The organism is Mycobacterium sp. P7213 (genome assembly GCF_900604305.1).
Lineage (GTDB): Bacteria > Actinomycetota > Actinomycetes > Mycobacteriales > Mycobacteriaceae > Mycobacterium.
The window spans coordinates 25,753-38,041 of the sequence record NZ_UWOA01000024.1 but is presented as its reverse complement, the minus strand read 5'-3'; the positions used below and the strand labels follow the sequence as shown (position 1 = coordinate 38,041).

At 68.0% G+C, this 12,289-nt stretch carries 13 protein-coding genes; 5 read left to right on the top strand and 8 right to left on the bottom strand.

The genetic code is table 11. The features are described 5' to 3' along the window. Positions 1-7 precede the first annotated feature (7 nt). A complete protein-coding gene (locus EJK91_RS11205) occupies positions 8-880 on the top strand; it encodes a hypothetical protein (protein ID WP_125078965.1) in 873 nt (290 codons plus the stop codon). A gap of 74 nt (positions 881-954) precedes the next feature. Here the strand turns inward: EJK91_RS11205 and EJK91_RS11200 are convergent, their stop codons facing one another. From EJK91_RS11200 to EJK91_RS11190, 3 genes are read right to left on the bottom strand one after another with little or no spacing between them, the layout of a single operon-like run. Next, a complete protein-coding gene (locus EJK91_RS11200) occupies positions 955-2,343 on the bottom strand; it encodes a glutamate decarboxylase (protein ID WP_125078964.1) in 1,389 nt (462 codons plus the stop codon). A 12-nt stretch (positions 2,344-2,355) separates the two neighbouring features. Continuing rightward, the gene (locus tag EJK91_RS11195; protein ID WP_125078963.1) at positions 2,356-3,948 is read right to left on the bottom strand and encodes an NAD(P)H-hydrate epimerase; all 1,593 of its coding nucleotides are present in this window, start codon (positions 3,946-3,948) and stop codon (positions 2,356-2,358) included. A gap of 32 nt (positions 3,949-3,980) precedes the next feature. Then, the gene (locus EJK91_RS11190; RefSeq protein WP_046301272.1) at positions 3,981-4,628 is read right to left on the bottom strand and encodes a rhomboid-like protein; all 648 of its coding nucleotides are present in this window, start codon (positions 4,626-4,628) and stop codon (positions 3,981-3,983) included. Positions 4,629-4,799: 171 nt separating this feature from the next. Between EJK91_RS11190 and EJK91_RS11185 the strand changes: the two genes are divergently transcribed. The 3 genes from EJK91_RS11185 (at position 4,800) to EJK91_RS11175 (ending at position 8,449) form a co-directional block, all read left to right on the top strand. Continuing rightward, positions 4,800-5,657, top strand: coding sequence for a sensor domain-containing protein (locus EJK91_RS11185; protein WP_081654638.1), 858 nt, complete (start codon positions 4,800-4,802; stop codon positions 5,655-5,657). Between the two features lie 120 nt (positions 5,658-5,777). Continuing rightward, positions 5,778-7,715 (top strand): flavin-containing monooxygenase, encoded by a 1,938-nt coding sequence (locus EJK91_RS11180; protein WP_125078962.1) that lies wholly within the window; start codon positions 5,778-5,780, stop codon positions 7,713-7,715. After that, the gene (locus EJK91_RS11175) at positions 7,712-8,449 is read left to right on the top strand and encodes an SDR family NAD(P)-dependent oxidoreductase (protein ID WP_024443803.1); all 738 of its coding nucleotides are present in this window, start codon (positions 7,712-7,714) and stop codon (positions 8,447-8,449) included. The genes EJK91_RS11180 and EJK91_RS11175 overlap by 4 nt, the downstream gene beginning before the upstream one ends. A gap of 5 nt (positions 8,450-8,454) precedes the next feature. On the opposite strand, the gene EJK91_RS11170 is transcribed toward EJK91_RS11175, so the two are convergent. Then, a complete protein-coding gene (locus tag EJK91_RS11170) occupies positions 8,455-9,003 on the bottom strand; it encodes a hypothetical protein (RefSeq protein WP_125078961.1) in 549 nt (182 codons plus the stop codon). A 138-nt stretch (positions 9,004-9,141) separates the two neighbouring features. Here EJK91_RS11170 and EJK91_RS11165 point away from each other — a divergent pair, with 138 nt between their 5' ends. Beyond that, positions 9,142-9,498: a hypothetical protein gene (locus tag EJK91_RS11165; protein ID WP_046301265.1), complete on the top strand. Its 357-nt coding sequence runs from the start codon at positions 9,142-9,144 to the stop codon at positions 9,496-9,498. A 3-nt stretch (positions 9,499-9,501) separates the two neighbouring features. Here the strand turns inward: EJK91_RS11165 and rnhA are convergent, their stop codons facing one another. The 4 genes from rnhA to EJK91_RS11145 all read right to left on the bottom strand — a co-directional run bounded on the left by rnhA (position 9,502) and on the right by EJK91_RS11145 (position 12,278). Next, on the bottom strand, positions 9,502-10,050 hold the full coding sequence (gene rnhA, locus EJK91_RS11160; protein WP_024443800.1) for a ribonuclease HI: 549 nt from the start codon (positions 10,048-10,050) through the stop codon (positions 9,502-9,504). After that, complete coding sequence (locus EJK91_RS11155; protein ID WP_125078960.1) at positions 10,047-10,673, bottom strand: VOC family protein; 627 nt, start codon at positions 10,671-10,673, stop codon at positions 10,047-10,049. The genes rnhA and EJK91_RS11155 overlap by 4 nt, the downstream gene beginning before the upstream one ends. A gap of 14 nt (positions 10,674-10,687) precedes the next feature. Then, positions 10,688-11,509, bottom strand: coding sequence for a DUF4436 domain-containing protein (locus tag EJK91_RS11150; protein WP_046301270.1), 822 nt, complete (start codon positions 11,507-11,509; stop codon positions 10,688-10,690). A 211-nt stretch (positions 11,510-11,720) separates the two neighbouring features. Then, positions 11,721-12,278 carry a hypothetical protein gene (locus EJK91_RS11145; RefSeq protein WP_024443797.1) on the bottom strand — a complete coding sequence of 186 codons (558 nt, stop codon included), beginning with the start codon at positions 12,276-12,278 and terminating at the stop codon, positions 11,721-11,723. Between the last annotated feature and the right edge of the window lie 11 nt (positions 12,279-12,289).

The window sequence follows — 12,289 nt, the reverse complement described above, 5'->3', positions numbered from 1 at the left end:
TGCTGACATGCGAACCCGGCAGGGGCCATTTCGGGCGTCCGAGGCGCTGGCCGTCGGCGCGGTGACCCGTGCCCCACTGCGGCGCGACTACACCGCCGTCTACCCCGGCGTTTGGGTGCCGCGCGAGGCAGCGCTCTCGGCGACGCAGCGGGCCCGGGCCGCCTGGCTCTGGTCGCGTCGGCGGGGCGTGCTCGCCGGGTTGTCGGCATCGGCGATGCTCGGCGCTAAGTGGATCGACTCCGACAAACCCGCGGAACTCGTCCACAGCAACCGGCGGGCACCACCGCTGCTCACCGTGCACACCGACACACTGCTGGCCGGCGAAGTTCGAGTAGTGAGCGGACTGCCGGTGACCACGGCCGCGCGCACCGCGTTCGACCTGGGAAGGCGCCTGGCTCTCAGCGAGGGCGTTCAGCGTATCGACGCCCTGATGAACGCCACTGATCTCAAGATTGTCGATGTGGAGGCGGTGGCCGACGCTCACCGCGGTGCGCGGGGCCTGCGGCAACTCGACGAAACGCTGCCGCTTGTCGACGGCGGCGCCGAGTCACCATACGAATCGCTCACGCGGTTGATCCTCATGCAGGCCGGTTTTCCGCGGCCCCAGACCCAGATTCCGGTGTATGGCGACTACGGCCAACTCGTCGCCGTAGTCGACATGGGCTGGAAGGAGTACTTGGTAGGCGTGGACTTCGAGGGCGCCCACCATTGGACCGATCCCAAGCAGCGGGAGCGTGACGCCGAGCGCTACAACGCCCTTCTCGAACTCGGCTGGGTCGACATGAAGCTGACGAGTCGCACGCTGCATGTGGCTCCTGGCCGGTTCCTGGACCGAGTCGGGGCGGCTCTGGTCGGCCGCGGCTGCCCGAAAACCTGGTGACCCCGCATCGAGTGTGTGGTTTAGTCGGGCCACGGGTCATTTTCCCGACCAAACCGCACACTCGGCGGGAAGGCTCAGTGCGAAAAGTGCTGCTGATCGTCGTAATGGCCCGCCGGCTTGAGCCTGTCCAGGGCGGTCACCGATTTCATGATGTCGTCGAAGAGCGCGCGGGCAAGGTCCGCCGACAGCCCCTCGCGGACCACGACGCGCAACACCGCGACGTCCTCGGCCCCCTCCGGCATGGTGTAGGCCGGCACCTGCCAGCCGAACGTGCGCAACTCGTGGGACACGTCGAACTCGGTGTAGCCGCGCTCGCCGGCCAGCCGGCAGCTCACCACCGGGATCGCCGAACCGTCGCTGATCACCTCGAAGTGCTCCGAAGCGGCCAACTGATGGCTCAGCCAGCGGGCGGTGTCGGACAGGGTCCGCATCACCTCGGTGTAGCCGGCGCGGCCCAGCCGCAGGAAGTTGTAGTACTGGCCGACGACCTGGTTGCCCGGCCGGGAGAAATTCAGCGTGAACGTCGGCATATCGCCGCCCAGGTAGTTGACCCGGAACACCAGCTCCTCGGGCAGATAGTCGGCGTTGCGCCACACCACGAAGCCGATGCCCGGATAGGTCAGGCCGTACTTGTGGCCGCTGACGTTGATCGAGACCACCCGCGGCAGCCGGAAATCCCACTTAAGGCCTGGGTGCAAGAAGGGCACCACGAAGCCCCCGCTGGCCGCGTCCACGTGCACCGGCACGTCCGGCCCGCCGCCGGCGGCAAGGGTGTCCAGTGCCGCACAGATCTGCTCGATGGGTTCGAGCTCGCCGGTGTAGGTGGTGCCCAGGATGCCCACCACCCCGATGGTGTTCTCGTCGACGGCGTCGATCACCTGCTCGGGCGTGATCACGTAGCGGTCTTCGGCCATCGGCAGGTAACGGGGTTCGACGTCGAAGTAGCGGCAGAACTTCTCCCACACCACCTGGACATTGGAGCCCATCACCAGGTTCGGGGTGCGGCCTTTCCAGTCGTCGCCGACCTGCTGGCGCCAGCGCCACTTCATCGCCAGCCCGCCCAGCATCACCGCCTCACTGGACCCGACGGTGGACACCCCGATCGCGCTGGCGGGGTCATCGTCGCGCAGGTTCTCGGCGTGGAACAGATCGGCGACCATGGACACGCAGCGCTGCTCAATGGCCGCGGTGGCCGGGTATTCGTCCTTGTCGATCATGTTCTTGTCGAACGACTCCGCCATCAGCGTCGACCCCTCGGGATCCATCCAGGTGGTGACGAACGTGGCCAGATTCAGCCGGGAACTGCCGTCGAGCATCAACTCGTCGTGGATGAAGCGGTAGGCGGTCTGCGGGTCCATCGGGTCGTCGGGCAACCGCAACGCCGGGACCGGCGAGGTGAACATCCGGCCGGTGTAGGCGGGAGCGATGGCATGCGCCGGCACGGACGGGTGCGAATGGGTCACTGAGACTCTCCTCTATAGCTGGGCCAGGGCGGTACGGATGTGGGCCAGGATGCGCGAGGCCGACGTCGGGGTGTCACCGGGTCCGGGGTCGGCGGCCGAGGCGGCGGCGGCGCGGGTGTGCACGAACGCGGCGGCGGCAGCGGCCTGAGCGGGAGGCAGCCCCGAAGCCAACAGCGCGCCGATCATCCCGGACAGCACATCACCGGAACCTGCGGTGGCCGCCCAGGATCCGCCGGCCGGGTTGAGGTAAACCGGGCCGGCCTGATGCGCCGGCCCCAGCTTCGCCTCTCCTGCGTCGAGCCTCGCTGAACCGCCGGGTTCATGCGGCGCTCCCAGCTTCGCCTCTCCTGCGTCGAGCCTCGCTGAACCGCCGGGTTCATGCGGCGCTCCCAGCTTCGCCTCTCCTGCGTCGAGCCTCGCTGAACCGCCGGAGGGGTCCGCTACCACGGTGACATTGCCTTTCAACAGCACCGTGGCCCCGAATCGGTCGGCCAGCTCGCGGGCCGCGCCCACCCGGTCCGGCCCGGGCGGGTGTCCGGCTAGGCGGGCGTATTCGCCGGCATGCGGGGTGAGCACGGTCGGGGCGGTGCGGTCGGCCACCAGCGACGGGTGGGCGGCCAGGATGGTGAGCGCGTCCGCGTCGACGATCACTGGAAGATCGGTGCCGAGCGCGAACCACAGTGCGGCAGCAGCCTGCTCGCCGGTGCCAAGACCGGGACCGACTGCCCACGCCTGCACCTTCCCGGCGGCTGCCGGGCTGGGCGCCGCCACCACCTCAGGCCAGTGCGAAACCACTTGGGCATCAGCGTTTCCGGCGTAGCGCACCATGCCAGAGGTGGCCGCCACCGCTGCCCCGGCACACAGGATCGCCGCGCCCGGGTAGGTCGCCGAGCCGGCCAGGATTCCAGTGACGCCCTGGGTGTATTTGTCGTCGCGGGGGCCGGGCGCCGGCCAGCAGGCCTCGACGTCGGCAGCGGTCAACGAATGAATGTCGGTGTCCGGCAGGTCCAGGCCGATCTCGATGAGCTCGACCCGCCCGCACTGCCCCAGCGCGTGCACCGGTTTGAGGCCACCGAAGGTGACGGTGAGCGCGGCGTTCACCGCGGGACCGTCCGCCGCGCCGGTGTGCGGATCCAAGCCGCTGGGGATGTCGACAGCCACCACCGGAATGCCCGCCGCCTCAACCGCGGCGAAGACTTCGGCGGCGTTCGGCCGCAACGGGCCGCGCCCAGAGATGCCGACCACTCCGTCGATCACCAGATCTGTTGCGGGCGGCACGGTGTCAACGATCCGGCCGCCGGCACGCCGGAACGCTGCAAGCCCTTTGGCGTGGGCGCGCGCAGGGTCGAGCAGGATGGCGCTGGCCGCCACGCCGCGCCGGCGCAGCAGCGTGGCCGCCCACAGCGCATCGCCGCCGTTGTCGCCGGACCCCACCACCGCGCACACGTTGCGTCCGGCGGTCCCGCCGGTGCGCGCGGCCAGCTCCCGAGCGATCGCGGTCGCCAGCCCAAACGCGGCCCGGCGCATCAACACACCGTCGGGCAGGCTCGCCAACAGCGGTGCTTCGGCAGCGCGAATGACCTCGACGCTGTAGTAATGCCGCACTTGCCCTCCTCGGACTGCCCGCGATTGTCAGGCTAGTGGCCGCCGACGACGCTCGGGGGATGTCGCGGCGGATGGTGGGGGTGAGTCAGCGGGTAACAGCACAATCCGATGACCACCGCGGCGGCGTGGCCGATCGCGGTGAAGTCGGGATTGATGAGCAGAGGCACGGTGAAGATGACGACCAGACCGGCCAGGTAGGCCCAGCGCCACGGCCGACGGATGCGGTAGGTGAGCACTGCCATCACGCCCACCAGGAAGTAGCTGACGCCGATGTCGCGGGCGAAGGTCAACCGCTCCGATTCGCGGTGCAGGTGAATCAGTGCGTAGAGCGCGCCCTCACTGACATAGGTGGCGCCGACGTGGGAGATCAATCCGACCATCAGCCAGCGCAGGTGCCCCAGCCAGTGTTCGGCCGGGGCCAGAAACAGGGTGAACAGCACCAGATACGGCGACCAGTCCTTGCCGTCGATCCACAACAGGCTGGAGACCAGCACCTCCAGCGGGTCGGTGGCCAGGTGATGCAGGTTGGTGGACTGCTCGACGAGCATGGTGTGCAGGCGCGGGCCGACCAGGTGCTGGATGACGGTGGTGACGCCCAGCACCGCCAGCCATAGGTAAGTCAGCGGCGCGGTGTGCACGAAGTGCCACACCGCAGCCAGGCGCGTTCTGACGTCGGCCACGGCGTACAGCGTCGCACGGCTGATGCAGACACGGACAGACCATCCGCTGATAGCCTCTGGGAAAATCGGGCCCATCCGCCTGCGATCGGCCCCGAGGGGATCTGGGGGCACCTCATGAACGAACCGCACGGTCCGACGCCCAATCCATACCAGCAGCCCCCCTTCGCGCCCATGAACCAGCCCATCCCGCCGGTTCCGGGGGGACCGTTCCCGCCGCCGCTGCTGCCGCCTGGGCTCGGCGGTCCCCCACCGTGGTCGCCAGGGCCCAACCGCCGCAAGGTGTGGACGCTGTTGGCCACGGTCGCCGTGATCGCGGTGATCGGCGTCGTGCTCACCGTGACACTGTCCGGGCGCGGCCAGCACGACACTGCCAAGCCCGCCGCAAAGACGACGACCCCGGCGACAGCGTCGGCATCCACTGACAAGGCACCGGTGCCGGTTTCCAAGATCGAGGGGTTGCTGCCCCGGCAGGAAGTCCTCGCCGCGGCGGTGGCCGATCCCGAACTCGGCGTCGTGGCCAGTGGTGAGGCGATGGATGAGGTCACCGTGGTGGACGCCGACTGCCAGGGCATCAGTTCGGTCGCCTCGGGACCCGTCTACGCCGGCACCGGCTGGACCGCCATCCGCTGGCAACGCTGGTACAGCCCACCCGACATCGACACCCACGACCTGAAGCACGGCCTGCTGGTATCGGTGGCGGCCTTTCCCCGGGCGGACAACGCGCAGGCCTTCTACACCAAGCAGCGCGACAAGTGGAAAAGGTGCGCCGGCCGCACCCTGAACATGACCGTGACCCCTGGCGACAATGAGCCGCGCGTCTTCTGGACCGTCACCGAGGTCACCGAGTCCGATGAGCTCGTCAAGACAACAGCGATCAGTGAGGGCGGCGGTGGCTGGTCATGCCAGGACGCCCTGACCATCCGCAACAACCTCGTCGCGCAGGCCGATGTCTGCGGTAACAGCATCCCGGCCACCGCGGCGCAGGAAATCCTCGCCTCGATCACCACGAAGATCGACGCCGCCGGGTGAGCTGACCGCGCCGGGAGCCGGCGCCACCGCACCCAACCCTTGATCAGCCTCAGCGCCTCGCGTATCGTCCGACTCAATTTCGCGTCGCACAGTAGCGAATACAGGGGAAGGGCCGAGCCGTTGCGCAACCGCTACGCCGGGGAACCGTTCACCACCACCGATTCCGAGATCGCCGCCGCTTTGGAGCAGGTCTCGATCCCCACCTTGTTGCTGTCGTGCGTGCACATCACCGGCGACCCCCGCTTCATCCGGGAGTTCCGGCAGAACGGGATCTTCCTCAACGAGATCCAGGGGTTCATGTCCGAGGAGGACAAGGCCCGCGCCCGCGCCGAAGCGCTGCCGGTGATCATCGACTATCGCGACCGTGGCTGCCCGCAGCCCGCTCCCCTGCCCGCCGAGCTGGTCAAGGAGATGATGGACTGGGCGGCCTGCGAGACCGTGCCCGACGCCTACCTGGGGTTGCTCTCCGAAGAACTCGACCTCGAAGGCCGCGATCCACGACGGCCCGCACCCCTGGACCCGGCACGCGCCGCGGAGCTGTCGGTGGTGGTGGTCGGCTGCGGCGAATCGGGTGTGCTGGCCGGAATCCGGCTCGCGCAGGCCGGTATTCCCTTCACGATCATCGAGAAGAACGAGGGCCCGGGCGGAACCTGGTGGGAGAACGACTATCCCGGAGCCCGGGTGGACGTCGCGAACCACTTCTACTGCTACAGTTTCGAACCCAACAACGACTGGGGCCACTACTTCGCCGAACAGCCCGAGCTGCGGGCATACTTCACCGATCTGGTCATCAAACATGGCCTGAACGAGCACATTCGGTGGGGCACCGAGGTCACCGACGCCGTCTGGGACGAGGGCATCGGAACCTGGACCTTGACCACTCGCGCCGCCGACGGTTCGCAGTCCACGCTGCCGGCGCGCGCGGTGATCACCGCGGTCGGTCAGCTCAACCGGCCGCATCTGCCCGATCTCGACGGGTCGGACAGCTTCGCCGGACGCGCATTTCACTCCGCGGCGTGGGACCACAGCGTCGACCTGACCGGTAAGCGGGTAGCACTGATCGGGGCCGGTGCCAGCGGATTTCAGATCGCACCCGCGATCGCGGAGAAGGTAGCGCACCTCACGGTGTTTCAGCGCACCGCACAGTGGATGTTCCCCAACCCGATGTATCACGACGCCGTCGAAGACGGGGTGCACTGGGCGTTGCAGCACCTGCCGTTCTACGGCCGCTGGTACCGCTTCCTGCTGCTGTGGCCCGGCGCCGACAAGGGACTGGAGGCCGCCCGGGTAGACCCGGACTATCCCGACCAGGACTACGCGGTGAGCGAGATCAACGCCCTGGCCCGGCAGATGTTCACCGCCTGGATCACCGATCAGGTGGGTGACGACGACGAGCTGCTGGCCAAGGTACTGCCGGACTATCCGGCGACCGGCAAGCGCACCCTGCAGGACAACGGAACCTGGCTCAAAACCCTGCGGCGCGACAATGTCGAGCTGATCCGCACCCCGATACGCTCGATCACCCCGCAAGGGGTGGAGACCGACGACGGCGTCCACCACGAGGTGGACGTGATCGTGTACGCCACCGGCTTTCGGCACACCGACGTGTTGTGGCCGATGCGCATCACCGGCCGCGGCGGCACCGATCTACACGCGCTGTGGGGCAACAAACCGTATGCACACCTGGGCATCACCGTGCCCGGCTTCCCGAACTTCTTTGTGCTCTACGGGCCCGGGGCGCATCTGGCACACGGCGGCAGCCTGATCTTCAACTCCGAGTTGGAGATGCGCTACATCGACGCCTGCCTAGCCAAGCTCGCCGGTGAACAGCTGCACTCGATCGAGCCGACCGTGCAGGCCGCCACCGAGTGGCAGCAGGCCACCCAGGCCGCGATCGCCCAGACGGTCTGGGCTCATCCGGCGATCAAGCATTCCTACTTCAAAAACGCCGACGGCGAGATCCACACGGTGAGCCCGTGGCGGCTCGACGAGTACTGGTCGGCGGTGCGTGAACCGGATTGGTCGCAGTTCGTCATCACAGAGGGAGCGCGCAGGTGAGCGGAGTTGTCATCACCGGGGCGGCATCGGGGATCGGCCGGGCCTGCGCCCAAGCCCTTGTCGCCGAGGGGCGCCGGGTTGCGTTGTGGGACATCGCCCCGGCGGTCCAGGAGGTGGCCGAGAGTTTGGGGATGCCCGGCGCGGTGGTCGACGTGTGCGACGACGCCGGCATGCCCGCCGCGGTCGCGGTCGCGGCCGAGGCACTCGATGGCATCGACGGTTTGGTGCACGCCGCGGGCCGGGTTCTGCCCGAACCGGTAGGCGCCTACACCGCCGAATCCTGGGATGCGGTAATGGATGTCAACCTGCGCGCGCAGGCGATGCTCGTGCAGTTGATGCTGCCGCATCTGGAGGCTGTCGCCCGGGCCGGTGGCGACCCGGCGGTGGTCGGCATTTCGAGCATCGAGGGCTTGACCGCCAACCCGTTCATCCCCGCCTACTGCGCCTCCAAGGCCGGACTGCTGGGGCTGACCAGGTCGATGGCCGCCCAGTTGGGCCCGGCCGGAATCCGCGTCAACGCGGTCTGCCCCGGCTTCATCGAAACCCCGATGCTGCAGATCGCGCTCGACGTCGAAGAGGTCGCGGCCGGCTTTGTGGCCGCTGCGCCGTTGGGCCGAATCGGTCAACCGGCCGAGGTGGCCCAGGCGGTGGCGTTCCTGATGTCGCCGCGGGCGTCGTTCATCACCGGAACCCAGATCGTCGTCGACGGTGGAGTCACCGCCCGGCATCCGTGACTGGCCTAGAAGACCCAGCTCTGCGGTGCGGCGATGACGAAGCCGTGGGTGGCCACCGGACCCTCCGCACCGGACACCTGGGGTTCTTTGAGCACACAGACCAAATCGGTGGACGGCGGGACCCCGCAGACCATCGACTGGGCGGGTGAGAAGTCCCAGAACACGATCTTGTGGCCCACCGGAAGCTTTGCGGCCGGCGGGTTTGCGGCGGCCAGAGCGTCCGGCGCAGCGGGAAGGAAACGCGCCGGAATGCTTTCCTTGCCGTAGATTCCGGGCAGCTCTACCGCTCCGGCGCCGCGCGGCGCCCCCGGAAGGTCGCCGGCACAGTTGACGTCGTGAGTGATCTTGCCCTGCCGCATCCTGCAGAGCAGCCCGGAGTCGGTCGCGAAGACCACGTTGGGGACCTCCTGCAGGTCACTGACCGAACCGGGCAGCGGCCCACTGTCGTCGATCAAAGAACCCAAGTCGGGGACACCCGGGGCCGCTACGGCGTCGGGGACCGCCATCGACGCCGCCACCGAGGCGATCGCCACTGCCAGTTCCCGCCACGCCAAGCGGAGCCTCCTTGTTCGCCGTGAACTCTTGAAACTACGAGCGACGGGCGCTGCGGTCAACGTCATCGGCCCACCGCGTGCATCCACGGCACCCGAACCTCGCCTCCGCGAGCACGCGCATCGGTAGCATCCCCGAAGATGACCCAGCGCCAGCCACCACCGAAACCGCCGATCTCGCGGGGCGATCTCGCCGGGTCTGTCTCAGCACTGGTCCTGACGTTCGTCGGCGGTGCTGTGGCCGCGGTCCTGGGACTGTTCATGATGGCCTTCACCGACTACTGCCCGCCCGCAACCTGCAATATCGATGCAGGCGTCACGGCAATCATGACCGGATTCGCGGCTGCCGCTGCGGTCGGCGCGATCGGAACGGCGGTGACCATCGTGCGACTGGTGCGCCGTCACCGGGCCTGGCCCTACGCCGTCGCGACCTTGGTGCTGACCGCCGTGGCGTGCGCTGTGGGCATAGGCGGCTATCTCGCTGCGGTGGGCGGCTGACTCCTACGTGGCGCTCACCGAGGAAGCGCGCCTGGCCGCATCGGCGATCGCTTCCCGCAGACCCCGCGTCGCCAGCTCATCGGCCAGCTCGTTGTCGGCAACCCCGGAATGGCCTTTCACCCAGAACCACTCGACCTGGTGACGCGCGCAGGCGGCCTGAAGCCGTTGCCACAGGTCGACGTTCTTCACCGGCTGCTTGGCGGCGGTCAGCCAGCCGTTGCGCTCCCAGCCCGACACCCACTTGGTGATGCCATTGCGCACGTAGGTGCTGTCAGTGTGCAGATGTACCACCACGGGCCGGGTGAGGGCTTCCAGCGCCGCGATCGGAGCGGTCAGCTCCATCCGGTTGTTGCTCGTCTCGCCGGGCTCGCCACCGCACATCTCGCGGACGTGGTGGCGCATGCGCAGCACCGCGCCCCAACCGCCGGGACCCGGGTTGGGCCGGCACCCACCGTCGGTGTGGATGACGACCACGTCATCGGTGGATTCGGCGAGCGGTGTAGTTCCGCGAGCAAGAGATCCGACGCCATCAGGATCGGTGGATTCGGTCATCGGCTGAGAATAGGCGGCGAGATCATCGCGGTGCGGACCGACATGCCCAGATCGCGATGCCGCAGTGTGGTGATCCGGCGCCCGGGCTGCACGGCGTCCTTCACCGGCAACGTGCGCTCGCCGAAGAACGACGCCGTCGCCTCGATATCGGCGACGACGTAGGTGATACCCCACAGCGATGACGGGCCGTCCGCCGCGGCGTCGGGCGACCCGACGACTTCGAGGATCACCGGCCCCAGCCGGAAGAAGATCTGCCGCATCGGCCGGCCGCCGAATTCGGCGTCGCGTACCCGGCGCGACTGCAGCCCGACCGCGACCAACGCCTGCACGGTCCGAGACAGGTTGGGAGACAACAGCACAACATGATCGATCGAGGTCACGCCGTTCGGATGTGTGGCCGGCTCCGCGGCCGCCGCGGCGGAACGGGAGGTGGGAATGCCGTCGAGCGGGCCGTCTTGGGGTAGGCCCCGCAATACCCACCCCAGGATGCCGCTGCCGCCTCCGGACAGCCGCAGCCGGACGTCACCCACCCGGCAGACGTCGTCGGGGTCCACGCTGAAACCGGCCGCGCGCCACGTGTCAGCCGGATCGGCAAGATGGAATTCATCGACGGTGACGGACATGCCGCTCACTCGTGTCAGGCCTGCGTGACCGGCTCGGGTTTCAGGTCGCGCCACCAGCAGTAGATGTACAGCAGCATCGACATCACCAGCGCGACGATCACCCAGAGCGTGATCGTGACGTCGATCCAGGATCCGATCGGCGGAGAGTCGGGCAGCGCGTTTCTCAGCGGGACCACCGCGAAAAGCATTGCCGCATACCAGGTTGTCATCGGCGGCTGGAACTTGCGCCAGCCCAGCAACGTCAGGTTGGCGACCACAACGGCCACCGCGGCCAAGGCGATCAAAACACCGACGATCACGGCACCAAAAGCCATCGTGCTCGGCGACCGGTGCAGCGTGATGCGGTACGGGCCACCGTCCTCGCGGTCGCTGACAATCTCGTTCTTCCAACCGGCGATGTGGTCCACGAACGTCACCGACATCCGTTCGGGAATCGTGGCATCACCACGCACGACGTCGACGGTGATGGGCCCGGTCTGGTAGTGATCGAACGGCCACTTCGACGAATTACCGGAGATGGTCAAGGGGACCGGGAACTCACCGGGCACCGTGCCTTTGGTCCAGGTGCGCTTCGTCGGCGTGACCGCGGAGTGCACCGCGATGCTCAGGTCCTCGGTGAGCCCGTGCCTGACCGGATCGAGCAGTGCAGGCCCCGGGGTGATGGTGACCTTGCCGGTCAGGGTTCCCTTCACCGTCTGGAGATCCTCGATGTCGACGGTCACGGTCGTGCCATCGGCCGACGCCAGTCCTTCGGTGAGGTGGCGCGGGCATCCGCATCCCGCGCGCTCATACAGCGCGACGGTGACGACGTAGGACGCGACGAAGAAGATCGTCATAGCGAGGATCAGGAGCAGCCTGGGCCGGTTGAAGTGAACGGCAGGATCGGCGTTGGACAAGCCCGTTCTCCCTGATGTCAGCTCGACGGTCGACAGCAACGGCTGCATCGTCTCATCGTCGCCGCGGTTGCCGCCGAGTTTTCGACGGACAACGGCACACAAATCGAGTTGCTGCAACCGGTTTCCGGCAGTGTCGCGAACCGTTGGCGGGTTAGAAGACGTCGCTGTGCGGGGCGGCGATGACGAATCCGTGTGTCACCGTCGGGCCGCCGCTCTTGGCGCTGTTCTCGCGCGCGGCCTTGAGCACGCAGGCCACTTCGGTGCCCATCGGAGCGCCGCACACCAGCGATTCGGTGGGTGAGAAGTCCCAGAACACGATTTTGTGACCGGGCGCCAACATGATCGTCGGAACCTTTCCGGGATCGCCGAGGAGCCCGGCGGGCGCCATCGGCATGAACTGCGCCGGGCCGTTGCCGTCGGCATGGACGGTCCCCAGGCTCACGCTGCGGCTTCCCGCCGGGGCGCCGACCAGGTTCCCGGCACAGGCCACACTGTGCGTCACCTTCCCGCGACTTTTGCGGCAGGCCAGACCCGACGGGGTGGTAAATGCCAGATCCGGGATTCCGGTGAGGTCAGCCACCGAGCCCGGCAGCGGTCCGCTGTCGTCAAAAAGCGGGTCGAGGTCGGGAACCTCGTTCGCCGCACCGGCGTTGGGTACCGGAATAAGCACTGCCAACGCGGCGCACGCCGCCGCCAACAATTCCCGCACTGAAGGGCTCC

What these genes read in the sequence shown, in the direction of transcription:
- EJK91_RS11185 (WP_081654638.1), top strand. Translation starts at nt 4,800, where the DNA reads ATGAACCAGCCCATCCCGCCGGTTCCGGGGGGACCGTTCCCGCCGCCG.
- EJK91_RS11205 (WP_125078965.1), top strand. Translation starts at nt 8, where the DNA reads ATGCGAACCCGGCAGGGGCCATTTCGGGCGTCCGAGGCGCTGGCCGTC.
- EJK91_RS11165 (WP_046301265.1), top strand. Translation starts at nt 9,142, where the DNA reads ATGACCCAGCGCCAGCCACCACCGAAACCGCCGATCTCGCGGGGCGAT.
- EJK91_RS11150 (WP_046301270.1), bottom strand. Translation starts at nt 11,509, where the DNA reads ATGACGATCTTCTTCGTCGCGTCCTACGTCGTCACCGTCGCGCTGTAT.
- rnhA (WP_024443800.1), bottom strand. Translation starts at nt 10,050, where the DNA reads ATGACCGAATCCACCGATCCTGATGGCGTCGGATCTCTTGCTCGCGGA.
- EJK91_RS11155 (WP_125078960.1), bottom strand. Translation starts at nt 10,673, where the DNA reads ATGTCCGTCACCGTCGATGAATTCCATCTTGCCGATCCGGCTGACACG.